General features: G+C 33.1%; 14 protein-coding genes. 10 read left to right on the forward strand and 4 right to left on the reverse strand.

Annotated elements, in window-relative coordinates; genetic code table 11:
• Nucleotide 1: 1 nt before the first annotated feature.
• Complete coding sequence (locus tag LX95_RS04170; protein ID WP_317047010.1) at nt 2–2,653, reverse strand: putative LPS assembly protein LptD; 2,652 nt, start codon at nt 2,651–2,653, stop codon at nt 2–4.
• A gap of 178 nt (nt 2,654–2,831) precedes the next feature.
• On the opposite strand from LX95_RS04170, the gene LX95_RS04175 reads away from it, so the two are divergent.
• Genes LX95_RS04175 through bshA form a run of 7 tightly spaced genes read left to right on the forward strand, consistent with a single transcriptional unit; the run spans nt 2,832 to nt 11,811 of the window.
• Nucleotides 2,832–3,938, forward strand: coding sequence for an N-acetylmuramoyl-L-alanine amidase family protein (locus LX95_RS04175; protein WP_111540182.1), 1,107 nt, complete (start codon nt 2,832–2,834; stop codon nt 3,936–3,938).
• A 55-nt stretch (nt 3,939–3,993) separates the two neighbouring features.
• On the forward strand, nt 3,994–4,941 hold the full coding sequence (locus LX95_RS04180) for an MlaD family protein (protein ID WP_111540183.1): 948 nt from the start codon (nt 3,994–3,996) through the stop codon (nt 4,939–4,941).
• A gap of 12 nt (nt 4,942–4,953) precedes the next feature.
• Nucleotides 4,954–6,297: a (Fe-S)-binding protein gene (locus LX95_RS04185; protein ID WP_111540184.1), complete on the forward strand. Its 1,344-nt coding sequence runs from the start codon at nt 4,954–4,956 to the stop codon at nt 6,295–6,297.
• A 46-nt stretch (nt 6,298–6,343) separates the two neighbouring features.
• Nucleotides 6,344–7,135 carry a (Fe-S)-binding protein gene (locus LX95_RS04190; protein WP_111540185.1) on the forward strand — a complete coding sequence of 264 codons (792 nt, stop codon included), beginning with the start codon at nt 6,344–6,346 and terminating at the stop codon, nt 7,133–7,135.
• Between the two features lie 27 nt (nt 7,136–7,162).
• Nucleotides 7,163–7,645 carry an ABC transporter ATPase gene (locus tag LX95_RS04195; RefSeq protein ID WP_111540186.1) on the forward strand — a complete coding sequence of 161 codons (483 nt, stop codon included), beginning with the start codon at nt 7,163–7,165 and terminating at the stop codon, nt 7,643–7,645.
• 60 nt (nt 7,646–7,705) lie between these two features.
• Nucleotides 7,706–10,621, forward strand: coding sequence for a glycoside hydrolase family 3 N-terminal domain-containing protein (locus LX95_RS04200; protein ID WP_111540187.1), 2,916 nt, complete (start codon nt 7,706–7,708; stop codon nt 10,619–10,621).
• A 44-nt stretch (nt 10,622–10,665) separates the two neighbouring features.
• Entirely contained in the window at nt 10,666–11,811 is a 1,146-nt protein-coding gene (gene bshA / locus LX95_RS04205) for an N-acetyl-alpha-D-glucosaminyl L-malate synthase BshA (protein ID WP_111540188.1), read from the forward strand.
• 12 nt (nt 11,812–11,823) lie between these two features.
• On the opposite strand, the gene LX95_RS04210 is transcribed toward bshA, so the two are convergent.
• Entirely contained in the window at nt 11,824–12,324 is a 501-nt protein-coding gene (locus LX95_RS04210; protein ID WP_111540392.1) for a hypothetical protein, read from the reverse strand.
• Between the two features lie 106 nt (nt 12,325–12,430).
• Between LX95_RS04210 and LX95_RS04215 the strand changes: the two genes are divergently transcribed.
• The gene (locus tag LX95_RS04215; protein WP_111540189.1) at nt 12,431–15,358 is read left to right on the forward strand and encodes an FAD-binding and (Fe-S)-binding domain-containing protein; all 2,928 of its coding nucleotides are present in this window, start codon (nt 12,431–12,433) and stop codon (nt 15,356–15,358) included.
• A gap of 12 nt (nt 15,359–15,370) precedes the next feature.
• Here LX95_RS04215 and LX95_RS04220 read toward each other — a convergent pair whose 3' ends face one another.
• A complete protein-coding gene (locus LX95_RS04220) occupies nt 15,371–16,171 on the reverse strand; it encodes a hypothetical protein (protein WP_146240735.1) in 801 nt (266 codons plus the stop codon).
• 34 nt (nt 16,172–16,205) lie between these two features.
• Entirely contained in the window at nt 16,206–17,051 is an 846-nt protein-coding gene (locus LX95_RS04225; RefSeq protein ID WP_111540191.1) for a UDP-2,3-diacylglucosamine diphosphatase, read from the reverse strand.
• A 172-nt stretch (nt 17,052–17,223) separates the two neighbouring features.
• Here LX95_RS04225 and aroC point away from each other — a divergent pair, with 172 nt between their 5' ends.
• Nucleotides 17,224–18,285: a chorismate synthase gene (gene aroC, locus LX95_RS04230; protein ID WP_111540192.1), complete on the forward strand. Its 1,062-nt coding sequence runs from the start codon at nt 17,224–17,226 to the stop codon at nt 18,283–18,285.
• Nucleotides 18,286–18,301: 16 nt separating this feature from the next.
• Nucleotides 18,302–19,609: a dicarboxylate/amino acid:cation symporter gene (locus tag LX95_RS04235; RefSeq protein WP_111540193.1), complete on the forward strand. Its 1,308-nt coding sequence runs from the start codon at nt 18,302–18,304 to the stop codon at nt 19,607–19,609.
• The last annotated feature ends 85 nt before the right edge of the window (nt 19,610–19,694 follow it).

Here is a 19,694-nt window from a genome sequence, read left to right on the forward strand (position 1 = left end):
TTTATAAACTTCTATCTCGTTCTCTGTTTTTGTCGTATTTAATATCACTTAAGATACTGGCTTTAATCCCGATAAAAAAGTACCAAGACTCACGATCTCCAAAAGGAGTCCAGTTAAAAGATAGTCGCCAGCTTTCTAAATCTCGTTGAAACCTAAGTTGAGTAAAGGTAAATCCTGGGTTTTTGAAATCGTAACCAGATGATGCACCAACCGTCCAGCGAGGAGAAAGTTCGACATCTCCAGAAAACATGAGCGAGTGTGAAGAAATTTCATCTTCTCGTCTTAAATTATTATAGGTTGCGGTATAAGCAAACCTAATTTTCCAAGGAATAGAATAGCGATAATGTTCGGTGTCATTTTCAACAACTTCCTCTTCTTCCTCTTCTTCATAAAGCCGACCATCTAAATCAGTAGATTTCCCAAATAAATCATCAGGTCTTCCACCGTTTCTAAAGGTTTCGTTTTCTACTTTATCGGTATCTTTTTCTCCGCGTTCAAAATCTTTATTAGAAATGTTATATCCAAAACTTACATTGGCTCTCGTAAGTCTAAATAAGCTTCCGCCGTTATTTATATTCCAAGTATCAATGCGTTGATTATTACTATTAAGTGCATAAGGATCTAATGCGCCATTAAAATTGATATCTAATTTATTTTCTATAATTGGCAAAACTCCACGTACGGTAACAGGTTGAAAATTTAAAGAATCGGCAGCCAAATCATAAGAAGATGATAATGATAAATTACTAAGTAATTTACGCTTTATAGGTTCGGTGACTGTGGTATCTTTAGATCTAATTTTAGCTTCAAAATCATTGGTTACAGAAAAACCAATATTACTAGAATAACGATTACCAGGAGCTCCAAAAATCCCTCCTTCAAACCTAGAATACTCTACAATTTCTTCAGGCAAACCAGAAGTTTCTGGAACTAAGTAAGTATCATAAAATTCATCAAATGCAGGATTAATGCTATAACTCAATGATGGTCTAACTACGTGACGAATAGCTTGTATTTTTCCTTCTTCTTTAAATTTAAACAAACCATAAACTGTTGTCCCTATACTCGAATTGAAATTGTAGGTTCTAAAAGAGTCGAAACCATTAACGGTATCGGTTACCACTTCTTGTAGATTTGAATTGTATGAACGATCAATAGTTTTAAAAACCCAATTTTCTTGTAAAGAAGTACCTGCACTTACACTAAAGTAATTAAACAGTTTAAAGTTAGTACTTACAGGGACAGTATGCTGAATACCAGATTGTAAATCTCTAAACATTTGTGGTTTAAAGAAAAGGGAGTCGGTCGTGTTGACTCTATTTTCTCCTCGTAAACTATATTGAAAATTAATGTTCTGAATGATTCCTTTTTTAGTTCCGTTTTTAGGTTCAAAAGGAAAAATACGTGACATACTTGCCTGTACTGTAGGCAAAGTCATATTAATTTCTTGTGTATTCGTATTTTGATTATGGGTAGCAGCAATACTCAAATTTACTTGAGGTTCCCAATCAAAAGTTTTGGAGTAAGAAACAGAAGAACTTAAGTTGTTATTCAAGAAATTACCTGTGTTGGTTTGATTAATAGTTTCTTGATAATAACGACTACTACCCAAATTCACTGAGGCTTGAAACCTGCTTGACGGACTTGCTTTTTGATCTTGAGAATGATTCCAACGTAAGTTGTAAATAGAACTTTCCGAGAAATCGGGGAAACCACGTTCACTGTTTAGGAGTTTTTCATACCTAAAACTTACATTTCCGTTAAAACGATAGCGTAATGCATAATTAGATTCTATCCTAACACCATAACTTCCATTAGTATAGTAATCACCTAAAACTGCAAGATCTACATAATCACTCATATTAAAGTAGTACCCACCATTTTGTAAAAAATAACCTCTATTTCGATTATCACCAAAAGAAGGAATAATAAAACCTGATGCTCTTTCATCCGTTAAGGGAAAATACCCAAAAGGTAAACCTAGCGGAGTAGGGACGTCTGCGATATACATATTTACCAACCCAGTGACGATTTTCTTTTCAGGAACCAATTTAATTTTTCGGGCGTAAAAATAATATTCGGGATTATCTATATCTTTAGAAGTAGTGAATTTTACATTCTTCATGTAATAGACCGAGTCATTTTCTCGTTTGGTGGTTTCTCCTTTTACATTAAAGCCGCCTTGCTCGGTTCTAGAATTATGAATTAAAGCTTTTTCAGTAGTAAAATTAAAGCGAATACTATCTGGTTTTACAATATTTTCTCCTTGAGTAAAAATAGGGCTTTGTGTATACGTACCCGTAGAATCTTCTATCCCAAAGGCGTAAATTTCATTTTTTTGCTTATCTAAAATAATAAGTCCCGCTTCAATGATTAAATCACCATATACAATTTTAGCCTCATTATATAAATAAGCCTGTCCATTTTTCCTGTCGTAACGCATATAATCTTTTGCTGTAGCAACCACGTTTGCAGTTAAGAAAGATTCTTTTTTCGGTTTAATGGTATCCGTTTTCACGGAATCAATTACAGATAAAGGTTTGCTGTTAAGACTATCACTTAAAGGGAAAACAACTTCTCTTTGTGCAGGAATATTTACTTTTGTAATGGTATCAATTTCTTGAGCATAGATTGCCGTAGAACCTAGTATCACAAAAAAATACGTGAAAAGTATGTAAATGAAGTTTGTTTGCAATGCTTAGAGTACTATTTTTGTGTGATTTTGGCTTGCTTTTTGAAACTCCAAAATTACATATATTTTTTAAAGGTCTATATAGATTTTATAAAAATAAAAAACCAAGTGTTAATTTTAAAAGACTAACTCATTCATTATGAAAAACAATATAGTTTTAATTATATTTTTTTGTTTCTTTTTATCTATCAATAGTTATTCCAAAGGAGAAAAGCCCACTAAACCATTTACTGTAGTTTTGGATGCTGGCCACGGCGGAAAAGATCCTGGTAATCGTGGGAATGGATTTTATGAAAAACATATTGCACTAGACATCGTTTTACAGGTTGGCAAGCTTTTAGAAAAAAATACGGATATTAAAGTAATATATACACGTAAAACCGATGTGTTTATTCCTTTACATAAGCGAGCAGAAATCGCAAATGATGCTAAAGCGGATTTGTTTGTATCTGTACATTGTAACGCTGCTCATAGTACCAGTGCCCATGGAACAGAAACTTTTGTTTTAGGATTACATAACAACAAAGCAAACTTAGAAGTAGCAATGAAAGAAAACTCTGTAATTTATCTCGAGGAAAATTATGAGGTAACTTATGATGGTTTTGATCCAAATGATAGAGGTTCATATATAGGAATGACTTTAATGCAAGAAGAATATTTAGATCAGAGTATTTTGTTAGCAGATTTTATCCAAAAAAAATATACAAATTCTCTAAAACGTAGAGATAGAGGAGTGAAACAGGCTGGATTGCTTGTATTGAGAGAAACTTATATGCCCAGTGTACTGACTGAGATAGGTTTTCTTACAAATAAAGCTGAAGGAGCTTATTTAAATTCAGTTAAGGGTAAAAATAAAATTTCTAAATCAATAGAGGAAGGAATTATAAATTATAAAAACAGTATTAACCTTATTTTATCTAATGATACTAAAATTGTAGATGAAACATTAAAGGTTAAAGATGGATATAATGACAACTATCAAGGAATTATATTTAAGGTTCAAATAGCAGCAGGTTCTACAGCTTTAGAAACCGCACCCTATAATTTTAAAGGCCTTAAAGGTATAGAAAGACAAAAAGAAGCTAAGTTATATAAATATTACTACGGAAATACTTCTAGTCATAATAAAGGAAAAGATTTTCTTGCTCAAGCAAAAGCAGCGGGTTATAAGAGTAGTTACTTGGTGGCATTTAAAGATGGAAAAAAAATTAGCGTTAATGAGGCGTTAAAAAGTCCGAAGAAATAAAGTGACTTTTCTATATTTAATCATTAAATTTGCTAACCTATAAAAACACATTCATTTGAAGATTACTAAAGAAGTAAAAACAGCTTTGTTAGCTATTGTAGCTATTGCCTTATTAATTTTTGGTTATAGCTTTTTAAAAGGAAATAATTTACTCCAAGACAATAGAACTTTTTACGCTACTTATAATGAAGTAGAAGGTCTAGCAAAATCATCTACGGTAACCATTAACGGACTTAAAGTAGGTTCTATTACCGATATTTCTTTTCTTAATAAAAAAGGAAGAGTTTTAGTGACCATGAACATAGAAGATGATTTCGAATTCACTAAAAAAAGTGTTGCGAGAATTTATGGTGGTAGCCTAATAGGAGGAAAGAGCATGGCGATAATCCCTCATTACGAAGGTGAATTGGCAAATTCTGGAGATACCTTAGTTGGCGATATTGAAGAAGGATTATTAGAGTTGGTTAACGATCGATTAACTCCGCTTCAGCAAAAAGTAGAAAGTGCTATCGTTAGTGCAGATTCTTTATTATATGCCATTAATGATATTTTAAACGAAAAAACTAGAGAAGATCTTAAGCAGACATTTGCAAATCTTAACCAAACCGTTGCTTCATTTAATGGTGTAGCAAACAAAGCAAATAATATTCTTGGTAATAACGAAGAAAAGTTAAATAGAACTTTTACCAACTTAGATGAAATGTCTGGGAATTTTAATAAATTTTCAGATTCAATAGCTCAAATTGATCTTAATAAGATGGTAGGAGATTTTGAAGGCGTGATCGCAGATTTTAAGAAAATCTCAGACGACTTAAACAACGGGAAAGGAACAGCTGGTAAACTTTTAAAAGATGATAAAGTTTACAATAATATGGATAGAGCTACAAAGCAATTAGAACAATTGCTGCAAGACATTAAGCTTAATCCAAAACGTTATGTTCACTTCTCTGTATTCGGAAAAAACGGAGATAAATATAAAAAACCAAAAGATTCGCTCAAATAATTACAAAACAATATGGCATTATTAGGACAAATTTTATTTGTTATCGCTTTAGTTTTTGGCTTTGGCTTCTTTGCTAGAAATGTAAAGAAATTAGTAAGAAACATACGCTTAGGAAAAGAGATAGACAGAAACGACAAACCCAAAGAACGCTTTGCTAATATGGCAAGAGTAGCATTGGGTCAATCAAAGATGGTAAAAAGACCTATTGCAGGGTTTTTACATATTGTTGTCTACGTAGGTTTTGTGATCATTAACATAGAAGTTTTAGAAATTATCATTGATGGTATTTTTGGAACTCACAGAATCTTTTCTTTTTTAGGAACTACATATGACGTTCTCATTGGTTCATTTGAAGTTTTAGCATTTCTTGTCTTTTTAGGAGTTGTTATTTTTTGGATTCGTAGAAATGTAGTTAGAATTAAACGTTTTTGGGCAAATGAAATGACGGGCTGGCCTAAAAATGATGCTAATAATATTTTGTATTTTGAAATGATTTTAATGGTTTTCTTTCTCTTAATGAATGCCGCCGATTTTCAATTACAAACCTTAGGAGCCGATCATTATGCAAGTGAAGCTGGAATAGTAGGATCTTTTCCTATAAGTCAGTTTTTAGTGCCACTTATTGATGGTTTAAGTATTTCCACTTTAATTATTGTAGAAAGAACAGCTTGGTGGTTACATATATTAGGAATTTTATTCTTCTTGAATTACTTATATTATTCAAAACATTTACATATACTTTTAGCTTTTCCAAATACTTATTATGCTAAATTAAAACCTCAAGGTGAATTTGATAATTTAGAAGCTGTAAAGAAAGAAGTAGAATTAATGATGGATCCTAATGCAGATCCTTTTGCAGCACCAGACGCTTCCGCGGAAGCAGAAGAACCAGAGAAATTTGGAGCAAGCGATGTACAAGATTTAAATTGGGTACAACTACTTAACTCATATACCTGTACAGAATGTGGGCGTTGTACTTCAGAGTGTCCCGCAAACCAAACCGGAAAAAAACTATCTCCTCGAAAAATTATGATGGATACGCGCGATCGCTTAGAAGAAGTGGGAGTAAACATCGATACCAATAAAGGAGAATTTAAAGAAGATGGCAAACAACTATTAAACGATTATATCACCAAAGAAGAGCTTTGGGCTTGTACTACCTGTAATGCTTGTGTAGAAGCTTGTCCTATAGGAATAGATCCTTTATCTATTATTTTAGAAATGAGAAGATATTTAGTGATGGAAGAAAGTGCAGCACCTAATGAATTAAATATTGCTATGGGTAATATTGAAAACAATGGAGCACCTTGGCCTTACAACCAGATGGATCGTTTAAATTGGGCAGAAGAAAAATAAAATTTAAAAAATTACTCTTTCAAAAAGAGAAAAAGATATATTGATTATGGCAGAAGCGATTAAAGTACCAACAATGGCTGAATATATGGCAGAAGGTAAAAAACCTGAAGTTTTATTTTGGGTAGGTTGTGCTGGAAGTTTTGATGATAGAGCCAAAAAAATCACCAAAGCTTTTGTGAAGATACTCTCTAATGCTGGAGTAGATTATGCGGTACTAGGAACAGAAGAAGGTTGTACTGGAGATCCTGCAAAACGAGCAGGAAATGAGTTTTTATTTCAAATGCAGGCAGCTCAAAATATTGAGGTATTAAATGGTTATGAAATAGAAAAAATTGTAACCGCATGTCCGCATTGTTTTAATACGATTAAAAATGAATATCCAGAGCTTGGTGGTAATTACAAAGTAATGCATCATACTCAGTTCTTAAAATCTCTTTTAGAAGAAGGGAAATTGAAAGTTGAGGGAGGTAAATTTAAAGGTAAAAGAATTACTTTTCACGATCCTTGTTACTTAGGGAGAGCTAATAATGAGTATGAAGCTCCTAGAGACTTACTTCGTAAATTAGAAGTAGAGTTAGTCGAAATGAAAAACTGCAAGAAGAAAGGACTTTGTTGCGGAGCAGGGGGAGGACAAATGTTTAAAGAACCAGAACCTGGTAATAAAGATGTAAATGTATTGCGTACAGAGCAAGCCATGGAAACTAAACCAGATATGATTGCAGCAGGTTGCCCTTTTTGTAATACCATGATGACCGATGGTGTTAAAAGCAAAAATAAAGAAGGCGAAATTGAAGTTATGGATGTAGCTGAAATGATTGCCCAAGCAGATGAATTATAAGTTTAATATAGAGGATGCAGCGTTGATATGTATGTAGATTTTAAAGAATTACCCAATGAATCCAGAATCTGGATTTACCAATCAAATAGACCTTTTACAGAAGAAGAAGTTATGCAACTTAACGAAGAAGTTGCGCAATTTTTGAAGCAATGGACAGCTCATGGAGCAAATCTTAATGCTGGATTCGAAATTAAGCACAAGCGTTTTATCATCATAGGTTTAGATCAATCGCAACAAGGTGCTACGGGTTGTTCTATAGATGCATCTGTGCATTTTATACAAGAATTAGAGAAGAAATATGAGGTAGATTTATTAGACAAGATGAATGTATCTTTTAAGCAAGGAGAATTTATTGCCTATAAGCCTCTTATAGATTTCAAAAAAATAGTTAAAAACAGATCTGTTTCTCCTAAAACCATTGTATTCAATAATTTAGTGAATACAAAAGAAGAGTACCTACACGAATGGGAAATTCCGTTAGAAGAAAGTTGGCATAATAGGTTCTTATAGAACAACTTTTTACTGCTAATCTCGTTTCTTTTATACCCTGTTTTTAATTACGTGAAGTTTATGAAATTTATTCTTAATACCCTTCTTATACTATTTTTAGTACCCGTTAGTTTTGCCCAAACACAAAACCCTTTGATAGCTAAAAATAAAGCAGATCAAAAAAAATGGGTAGATAGTATTTATAAGAATATGACCTTAGAAGAAAAAGTAGGCCAATTATTTATGGTCGATATTTTTTCCAGTAAAGGTGACGCTGCTGCGGATAAAATAAAACAACTTATTCATGATTATCATATTGGTGGAGTAATCTTCTCTAAAGGAGGACCCCAGCAACAAGCCAAAATGAATAATAAATTTCAAGAATTATCTCGCGTAAAACTTCTTATAGGGATGGATGCCGAATGGGGATTATCCATGAGATTAGATTCTACTTACGCCTTTCCTTGGAATATGACATTGGGCGCAGTAGAAGATAATGAATTGATTAAACAAGTAGGGCAACAAGTAGCAAAACATTGTAAACGTTTAGGTGTTCATATAAATTTTGCTCCAGTAGTAGATATTAATACCAACCCAGCAAACCCTATTATTGGCAATCGCTCTTTTGGGGAGAATAAAGATCGAGTAACAGAGAAGGCATTAGCATTTATGCAGGGTATGCATTTAGAAAATGTATTGAGCAGTGCTAAACATTTTCCAGGACACGGAGACACAGATACCGATTCTCATAAAGCTTTACCTACACTTAATTTTACTAAAAAACGTTTAGATAGTCTTGAATTATATCCTTATTATAGGATGATTCAAGAAGGGGTTTCTAGTATTATGGTCGGACATTTAAATGTACCTGCTTTAGAACCTAGAGAAAATTTCCCTTCTTCTTTATCTAAAAAAATTATCACAGGCTTATTAAAAGATAGTCTCAATTATAAAGGTTTAGTCTTTACCGACGCTTTAAATATGCGTGGAGTAGCAGATTTTGATGAGCCAGGAGAAATTGATTTAGCAGCTTTCCTTGCCGGTAATGATATTCTATTAATATCTGAAGATATTCCTAAGGCCCATGAAAAAATTGTTACTGCTTATCAAGAGAATATATTTACAGAAGAGCGTTTAGCAAATTCCGTAAAGAAAATTTTACAAGCAAAATATAAAGTTGGTTTAAATGATTACCAACCTGTAAATACAAATTATTTGGTTGAAGAATTGAATACTCTACACAACGATGTATTATATGAAGATGTTATAGAAAAAGCAATTACTGTCATTAAAAACGACAAAGCCATTTTGCCCATTAAAGATCTTCAGTCTAAAAAAATAGCTTACGTTCCTTTTGGAAACGATAGTGGAGATAGTTTTTACCATCAACTTCAAAAATATACACAGGTTGACCGAGTAAGTAGCGAACATTTAGGAGATTTATTAGAGAAGTTACAGCCTTATAATTACGTGATTGTGGGACATCACACTTCCAATGAAAATCCTTGGAAATCTTATCAGTTTACTGATAAAGAATTGGTTTGGTTATATGAGATTTCTCGCTTAAATACGACTGTTTTAGCCTCATTCGCTAGACCTTATTCAATTTTAGATTTAAAATCTACTACCAATCTAGAAGGTATAATATTAGGTTATCAAAATAGTGAAATTGGTCAAAAGAAAGTAGCTCAAATCCTTTTTGGAGCGATAGGAGCTCAAGGAAAATTACCGGTAAGTGTCGGTGATAATTTTCCTGAAGGAACTCGCTATATTACCAAACCTTTAAAACGATTATCTTACGGTTTACCGGAAACGGTTGGAATGAGTTCTGCTTACCTATACAAAATTGATTCATTAGCTCAAAGCGTGGTAGATCAAGAAATGGCACCTGGAGTTCAACTTCTAGTAGCTAGAAAGGGAAGAGTAGTTTATCAAAAAAACTTTGGCTACCATACTTATGAAAAAACAATCCCTGTAAGTGATAGTACAGTTTATGACCTTGCTTCATTAACTAAAATATTAGCTAGCCTTCCATTAATTATGGAATTAAAAGAAAATGAAACTGTAGATTTAAATACAAGACTTAAAGAAATTCTGCCAGAATTAGAAGGTACCAATAAGGCTAATATCTCTTTAAAGGAAATGTTAAGTCATTATGCACGTTTACAGGCTTGGATCCCGTTTTACGTAGCAACCCTAGATAAAGAAACTAAAGAAGCTTCGATTAAATACTTTAGACCACAACCCGACAAAGTCTTTAGTATTAAAGTAGCAGATGATTTTTATATGCGTAATGATATCAATGATTCTATTTTTAAACAAATAACCGATAGTGACCTTAGAAAAAGAAAAGAATATAAATATAGTGATCTTCCTTATTATATTTTAAAGAAATATTTAGAAGAACATTATAAAAGTTCTCTACATCAACTTACTCAAGAAAAGATCTATGAAAATTTAGGCGCAAATTACATGGGTTACCTGCCTTTAGAACGATTTGAAGCAGATCAAATTCCGCCTACAGAAGTTGATGACTATTGGAGAGATCAAAAAGTTCAAGGTCATGTTCATGATCAAGGAGCCGCTATGTTAGGTGGAGTAGGAGGTCACGCCGGACTTTTTAGTAATAGTAATGATGTCGCAAAGATTATGCAAATGTATTTGAACAATGGGTATTACGGGGGAAAACGTTATTTTAATGAAGAAACCATACATGCTTTTAACACTTGTTATTATTGTGAAGATGAAGTGAGAAGAGGAGTTGGATTCGATAAACCTCAGTTAGGAACAGCGGGACCTACTTGTGGATGTATTTCTATGAAGAGTTTTGGACATAGTGGATTTACAGGAACTTATGCTTGGGCAGACCCAGAAGAGGAAATTGTGTATGTATTTTTATCTAATAGAACATTTCCAGATGCTACGAATAGAAAACTAATTAGCGAAGATATAAGAACTAAAATACAGCGGTTAATTTATGAATCGATTATGTATTAAAGTTCCTGTTTAGTAGCAAAAGTTTTACCTTTAAACAAAAAATTATGAAGATAGGTATTGTATGTTATCCTACTTTTGGAGGAAGTGGAGTTGTAGCTACCGAATTAGGAATGGGGTTAGCAAAAAGAGGTCACGAAATTCACTTTATAACCTATAAACAACCAGTACGGTTAGAACAATTATCTAAAAGCATTCATTACCACGAGGTAAATGTTCCAGAATATCCTTTATTTCATTATCAACCTTATGAACTTGCGCTATCAAGTAAATTGGTAGATATGGTAAGGCTTCATAAAATAGAATTACTTCATGTGCATTATGCTATTCCTCATGCTTATGCAGGTTATATGGCAAAAAAAATGCTTCAAGAGGAAGGAATTCATATTCCTATGGTTACTACTCTTCATGGAACCGATATTACTCTGGTAGGAAATCATCCTTTTTATAAACCAGCAGTAACCTTTAGTATTAATAAAAGTGATTATGTAACTTCTGTATCACAAAGCTTAAAAGATGATACTCTTCGCTTATTTGATGTGAAAACTCCTATAGAGGTTGTGCCTAATTTTATCGATGCAAAAAAAGAAAAAAATCAGTTTACAGATTGTCAGCGAGAATTGATGGCGGAAGACGATGAAAAAATAATCACCCATATTAGTAACTTTAGAAAAGTTAAGCGAGTAGATGATGTGGTCAAAATTTTTTACAAAACACAACAAACAATCAATTCTAAGTTAATTATGGTTGGCGAAGGACCAGAAGTACAACCAGCTAAAAAATTAGCCCATGAGTTGGGGATCTCAGATAATATTATGTTTTTAGGAGAAAGCAATGATATTGATAAGATTCTATGTTTTTCAGATTTATTTTTATTGCCTTCAGAAAAAGAAAGTTTTGGTTTAGCTGCTTTAGAAGCTATGGTGAACGGTGTCCCTGTAATCTCTTCTAATACTGGAGGTTTACCTGAAGTAAATAAAGAAGGATTTTCTGGATATTTAAGTGAAGTAGGAAATGTAGAAGAAATGGCAAAAAACGCCATTCATATTTTAAGTGATGATCATCGTTTGCAGCAATTTAAATTAAATGCCAAAAAAATGGCATTAAAATTCGATACGGATACTGTAATTCCTCAATATGAAGAAATTTACAATAGAGCTGCATCCAATCTCAATGCCAAATTTACTGATTAGATAATCAATTTTTTAGAATTGATAACGAACTCCAACTGCAATATCTGGAGCAAAATCATCAATAACATCATAATCAGAAAAACCAAATTCTGGTCTAAAATCTAATGATAATAATAACGGAATATCAAAGTTATATTCTATACCAATATTCCCAGCAATAAATACAAATGCACCATCATTATCATCAAAATCATCTCTAAAATCTCTTTTATCATCAACGGTTCCTAAACCTGCTCCTGCACCTGCATACCAGTTAAAACCTCCTTCTATATTCCAAACCCATTGGTAAAGTCCGGCTAGTTTCACAGCATCAAAGTTATCGTCGTTTCTCCAACCTAGGTCCAATTCTAAACGGTTGTTATCGTTTCCAATTGCTCTTTGGTAAGAAACTTCTGCTCCAAAACCATCACCTCCACCCAAGCGAAGTCCAATAGCATTCTCAGAAATTTCTTGAGCATTCATCGTTAAAAAAGCTCCCATACTAAGCGCTAATGTTAAAAAAACTTTTTTCATTTTCATTTAATTTTCAGATTGAAGGCAAATATATTTTCAATTTTAATACCTTTCGGTTATGCTTAAATAATCTTTTGTTAATCTTCCTTAAAAACTGTTAACTCCAGTGAATTTACCTCTATTAGAACTATTAGGATCCCGAATTGAAGGCGAGTTTTATGTTGATAAAACATTTAAAGAACTATATGCTACAGATGCTTCTGTCTACAGAAAGTTACCACTAGGTGTTGCTATTCCTAAATCTAGAAAAGATATTCAGCAAATCATAAATTTTGCAAATCAAGAAGGGGTAGGGTTAATTCCTCGTGCCGCAGGTACATCATTAGCAGGACAATGCGTAGGAGATGGTTTAGTGGTTGATATTTCTAAATATTTAAATTCTGTAATAGAGTTTAATGAAGACGAACAAATTATAGTAGTAGAACCAGGAGTTATCAGGGATGATTTGAATAGATTTTTAATGCCTTTTAATTTATTTTTTGGTCCTAACACTTCTACATCCAATCGATGTACGATAGGCGGTATGGTGGGGAATAATTCTAGCGGTACCACTTCTATTCAGTACGGGGTTACAAGAGATAAAGTTTTAGAATTAGAGGCAATTCTATCGGATGGAAGTGTTGTAACTTTCAAATCGCTTAACGCGGAAGAATTTCAGCAAAAGCTTCAACAACATAATCTTGAAGGTGATATTTACCGAAAATTCTATGATATGTTGCTTCCGCAAGAAGTTCAGCAAGAAATAAGAGAACAATTTCCCTTGCCAGAAATTCATCGAAGAAATACAGGTTACGCTTTAGATGCTTTGATTGATTGTGATATTTTTTCTAAATCTACCCAAACCTTTAATTTTTGTAAATTATTATGTGGTAGTGAAGGAACGTTAGCATTTACTACAAAAATTAAACTTCAATTAGATGAGTTGCCTCCTAAACATTCGGCTATGATCGCAGCACATTTTTCTTCTATAGAAGACTGTTTAGCTGCTGTAGAACCTGTAATGCAAGAAGATTTGTACACTTGCGAGATGATGGATAAGATTATTTTAGATTGTACTAAAGACAGTCTTAAGTATAAAGAAAATAGGTTTTTTATTGAGGGTGATCCGTTAGGGATTTTGATGTTAGAAATTAAAGCAGAAACACCTAAAGCCTTACAACATAAAATCTCTCTTTTAGAAAATAATCTAAGCACAAAATCTAAGTCATACGCTAATAAAATACTTTTTGGGGAAGAAATTAATTTAACTTTAGAGTTAAGGAAAGCGGGATTGGGTTTGTTGGGAAATATTAAGGGAGATAAAAAAGCAGTGGCTTGCATAGAAGATACAGCTGTTGCTTTAAAAGATCTGTCTTCTTATATAAATGAGTTTACCCAGCTTATGAAAGACTTTCATCAACGTGCGGTGTATTACGCTCATGCGGGAGCTGGAGAATTACATTTGAGACCTATATTAAACTTGAAGAAAGAAGAAGATGTAAAGCTTTTTAAAGAAATTACATACGAAGTTGCCATTTTAGTGAAGAAATATAGAGGTTCTTTTAGTGGAGAACACGGGGATGGTAGGGTAAGAGCATCTTTTATAAACATGTTAGTCGGTGATAAAAATTATCAACTTTTTAGAGAAACCAAACAAATATTTGATCCTAAAAACATTTTTAATCCTGGAAAAATAGTAGACGCTCTTCCTATGGAAACCGATTTACGTTATAAATCTAACCGTAAAGAGCCTAAGGTGGAAACTCTAATGAACTTTGATGATTCACAAGGCTTTTTACGTGCTGTAGAGAATTGTAATGGTAGCGGAGATTGTAGAAAGAGTGTAGAGTCTGGAGGGACTATGTGCCCAAGTTACCGCGCTACTAAAAGTGAAATGGACTCTACTCGTGGTAGAGCTAATGTATTGAGAGAGCTGATGACTCAAACTGATTCTATTAAGAAATTTGATGATAAGCATACAAAAGAAGTATTAAATTTATGCATTAGTTGCAAAGGTTGTAAAAGCGAATGTCCATCTAATGTAGATATGGCTAGTTATAAAGCAGAATTTTTGTATCAATACCATCAATTTAATTCACCTAGTTTTAGAGATCAACTTTTTGCTAAAAATTATACTTGGAATAAACGAGGAAGAATAAGCACTATACTTACCAACGCTCTATTTTCTACGTCTTGGACCTCAAAGCTTATTAAGCAAACTTTTAATATAGCTTCGCAACGAAGTTTGCCACAGCTTTCAAAAAAATCTTTACGGAAAATCATACAGGAAAAACCTAGTTTACTTTCCGCGAAAGCGAAATACATACAGACGGTTTATTTATTTATAGATGAATTTACAGATCAATTAGATACCCAAGTAGGAATAGATGCAATCAAAGTGTTAACACATTTAGGTTATGAAATAAAAGTAGTTCCGCATAAAGAAAGCGGACGCGCCCAAATATCTAAAGGTTTTTTGAAGGAAGCTAAAAAGTTAGCAAATAAAAATATCGAGATCTTTACTCCATTAATCTCTAAACAAACTCCTTTACTAGGGATAGAACCCAGCGCTGTTCTTTCCTTTCGGGATGAATATCTACGACTTGCGAATCAACCTGAAGAGGCTATAAAACTATCAAAAAATGTTTTTTTAATAGAAGAGTTTTTAGCTAAAGAAATTAAGAAAGGAAAGATTTCTTCTAATCAATTCCGTAAAGAGAAAAAAACGATTAAGATTCATGGTCATTGTCATCAAAAAGCTTTGAGTAGTGTAAAACCTACATTCGACATTTTAAATCTTCCAGAGAATTACACGGTAACCATAATCCCTTCTGGATGTTGCGGGATGGCAGGGAGTTTTGGTTATGAAAAAGAGCATTATGAGGTGAGTATGCAAATAGGAAATCAGACACTTTTTCCTGCTATAAGAAAAGCTAAAGATGATGTTTTAATTTCAGCAAACGGAACAAGTTGTAGGCACCAGATTTATGATGGTACCCAAAAAAAATCAATGCATCCTATAAGTATTTTAAAGAATGCATTGATTGAATTGTAGATTTAAATTAGTTTATTCAACTACATATGATTCAATAGATTGTGATGAATCTATACTTGTTAGGTCCATATTAGGAACGCCAAATTGAGAAAGGTCTTCAAAATTGTAATTAGCTTGATTTTCGCTATATATAAGTCCGATATTTTCTGCGTAATAATTTGAAGAAGTTAACACTTCTTGCTCTTCTAAGAGTGGGATTGATACCATGATATCAGCATTAACTTCTAGAGTTAATGAAACGCTAGATTTTAAAACATTTTCATAAGAAGTTCCACTTACATTATAACTTTCCAAAATTTCATTTTGCTGTGTATTTAAAGAATACTCTATAACTAAGGGGATTGCTTGACCTTGAATATTAAAAGTTTGGTCGATGGTATTTGAAATGTTAGATAGATTTTCACCAGCAGAAGCATTGATATCATACACGACCAAATCTGTAAGCGGTATGGTTAAGTTGTCTAAATTATAAAGACTAAGATCTACTACATACTCTCCATTATAGACTAATTGACCATTTTGTTTTGAAAGATTACCATTTGCCAAAATACCAGTAATGATCCCTCTTTCTAATGGATCTGCAGAAGAATTAAAAGCATAAGCATTGTCATTTTCTGAAGTTATTGTGAGCATCTCGTCATCGGTAACTTCTTGCTCTTCTTGAGTTTGGGAGGAGTTGCTGTAATTCCATTCATTGCCTGTAGTTAACGGGAAATAATCACTGTTGTTGGTATCGTTCATAGATGTATCATCTGATGAACATGAAAATAGACTGATCATCACCAAAGCGATACTTAATATTCGTAGTTTCATAGGGTTATAATTTCCCCAAATATATAGATTTTTTTTAATTTCCTTTTTTAGGAGTGGTAATAGTTATAGCAGCTAATAAATCCTGAAATTCGGTTTTTACATTCTTTTCAATTTCTTCTTGGTAAAGGTTTGCATAATCTTCTTTACGGAATTGATGCAACTTCCAACGCTTTTGATGGTACTCTAAAGAAGTAAGGTTTTCTACCCAATCTCCTGAGTTTAAATATAAACAAGTTCCGTTTCTATTAACCTTTCGTACAATTTGAGGCTGATGAATATGACCACAAACCACATATTTATAGTTCTTTTCTATCGCTAAATCTGAAGCTACTTCTTCAAAATCATTAATATGTTTTACTGCTTTTTTTACACCATTTTTAATTTTCTTAGAAAGAGAGAACTTTTCTCTTTTAAACTTTAATAACCACCAATTAAGAAACCTATTAATTAAAATAAGAATATCATAGCCCCAACCCCCAAGCTTTGCAAGCCATTTTGCGTTTTGTATAGAAGCATCAAATACATCTCCGTGAAAAAACCAAGCTTTTTTTCCGTCAAGGTTAAGCACCACTTTATTTACCAAGGAAATCTTTCCCATTTTAACATCACAAAACTTTCTAAGAAGATCATCATGATTTCCTGTGATATAAATCACTTCAGTTCCATTAGCTGAAAGGTCTATAATTTTTTTTATAACCTCGAGATGTGATTTGGGAAAATAACGTTTTCTAAATTGCCAAATATCTATAATGTCCCCATTTAAGATCAGTTTCTTAGGCTTTATGCTATTCAAATAAAGTAAAAGTTCTTTTGCGTGGCATCCAAAAGTACCTAAATGCACATCAGAAATTACAACGAGTTCAACTTTTCTTTTTTTCATTAGCCATCAATTTACATGCAAAGATGAGTTTTATTTAAAGGCTTATTATTTCTATAGTATTAAGTGTTGTTAAACAAAAAGTTATATCTAATCTGTATTTTTTATATTAAAGTTTAGTTAACTAGAACTTTTAATTATCTTTCTAAAAATTTACATTTGTTAAAAATTGCTCATGGCAGGAAATTCTATTGGTACATTATTTCAACTCACCACCTTTGGCGAATCTCACGGAGAAGCATTAGGGGGTATTATTGAGGGTTGTCCTTCGGGAGTTGTTATAGACTTCGATTTTATTAAAAAAGAATTAAAAAGAAGGAAACCAGGTCAGTCAAAAATTGTTACTCAACGAAAGGAGGCCGATGAAGTAGAATTTTATTCAGGCATTTTTGAAGGGAAAACTACAGGAACTCCAATTGGTTTTGTGGTTAAAAACACCAATCAGAAATCTAAAGATTATGATCACATAAAAGACGTTTACAGACCTAGCCATGCCGATTTTACGTATGACGAGAAATATGGCGAACGTGATTATAGAGGAGGAGGAAGGTCTAGTGCTAGAGAAACCGTTTGCAGAGTAGTAGCGGGTGCCATTGCAAAACTTTTTCTAACCGATATCAAAATCACTGCTTATACAAGTGGGGTAGGTGAAATTCAGCTAACTAAAAAGGATCCTATAGATTTTAATGAGATCGAAAACAATATAGTACGATGTCCTAATGCTAATCTAGCCTCAAAAATGGAATCTTTAATCACTTCTGTTAAAAAAGAGGGAGATAGCCTTGGCGGAATTATTTCTTGTGTCATTGAAAATGTCCCGACCGGTTTGGGAGAACCTGTTTTTGATAAATTACATGCCAATTTAGGAAAGGCAATGCTTTCTATAAACGCTGTAAAAGGATTTGAATACGGTAGCGGTTTTGAAGGTTCAAAAATGAGAGGTAGTGAACATAATGATGCATTTACATCTAGTAAAAAAACCACTACCAATTATAGTGGAGGCATTCAAGGCGGGATTTCTAACGGAATGCCTATTTATTTTAACGTAGCCTTTAAGCCTGTTGCCACTTTAATTCAAAAGCAAACTACCATAAATAATAAAGGAGAAACTGTTGAGATGCAAGGTAAAGGGAGACACGATCCTTGTGTGGTTCCTAGAGCTGTTCCTATAGTTGAAGCTATGGCAGCATTGGTTTTAGCAGACTTTATTTTATTACAAAGAAGATTTAATTCATAAAATTATTTTTATTTAAATGAAGAAATTAGCATTACACTGGCAAATATTAACAGGAATGGCTCTCGGAGTTATATTCGCATTGATTTTAAGTAACTTTGAATGGGGTTCGGGTTTTATCAATGATTGGATAAAACCTTTCGGTACCATTTTTATTAATGCTTTAAAATTAATAGCTGTACCGTTAATTTTGGCTTCATTAATTAAAGGAGTATCAGATTTAAAAGATATATCTAAACTTTCCCAAATGGGAGCCCGAACCATTCTTACCTACATCGCTACTACCGTAATTGCTGTTTCTATTGGCTTAGGAGTAGTAAACTTAGTCAAACCAGGTAACACCATTACCGATGAAACTAGAGAAGAATTAGTAGCAAGTTATGGAGGAGAAGCAGATTTAAAACGACAAGATGCTGAAAAGCAAAAAAATGCAGGACCCTTACAGGCCTTAGTAGATATTGTTCCAGGAAATATAATTGGAGCTTCTTCTAGTAACTCTAATATGTTACAAGTTATTTTCTTTGCTATTTTCTTTGGAATAGGACTTATTCTCATCCCAGAAAAAACAGCCCAACCTGTAAAATCCTTTTTTGATGGCTTTAATGAAGTAATTTTAAAAATGATTGATATCATTATGCTTGCAGCACCTTATGGGGTTTTTGCTCTATTAGCTGCTCTAGTAGTTGAATCTCCAAGTGCCGATTTATTTGCGGCCTTAGCCATGTACGCGTTATGTGTAATTTCAGGCTTGTTGATGATGATAGGAGTTTATATATTGATCGTATGGATATTTACTAAGAAATCTCCTAAATTTTTCCTTAACGGAATTTCACCTGCACAACTCTTAGCTTTTTCAACAAGTTCTAGTGCAGCTACTTTACCAGTAACAATGGAAAGGGTAGAGGAGCATTTAGGTGTCGAAAAAGAAGTTTCTAGTTTTGTGTTACCTATTGGAGCGACAATTAATATGGACGGTACCAGCTTATATCAAGCTGTAGCTGCAGTTTTTATTGCACAAGCATTTGGTATGGATCTTTCTTTTACAACCCAATTAGGTATCATTGCTACAGCTACTTTAGCGTCTATCGGTTCAGCCGCTGTTCCAGGAGCAGGAATGGTCATGTTAGTTATCGTACTTGCACAAGCAGGAATTCCAGAAGCTGGTCTAGCTCTTATTTTTGCGATCGATAGACCTTTAGATATGTGTAGAACTACTGTAAATGTTACTGGAGATGCATCGGTGTCTATGTTAGTTGCAAAAGCTGTTGGTAGGCTAAGAGATCAACCTTTGGTTAAAAACTGGAATGACAGCTATAAAAAACAATAGTCTGATATACTGTTAGATGAAAAAGATATACTTATTTATATATTGTTTCTATTTGCAAGTTGTGGAACTCAGCAAAATAAGAAAA

The organism is Mesonia algae, from assembly GCF_003253545.1.
GTDB classification, from domain to species: Bacteria; Bacteroidota; Bacteroidia; order Flavobacteriales; family Flavobacteriaceae; genus Mesonia; species Mesonia algae.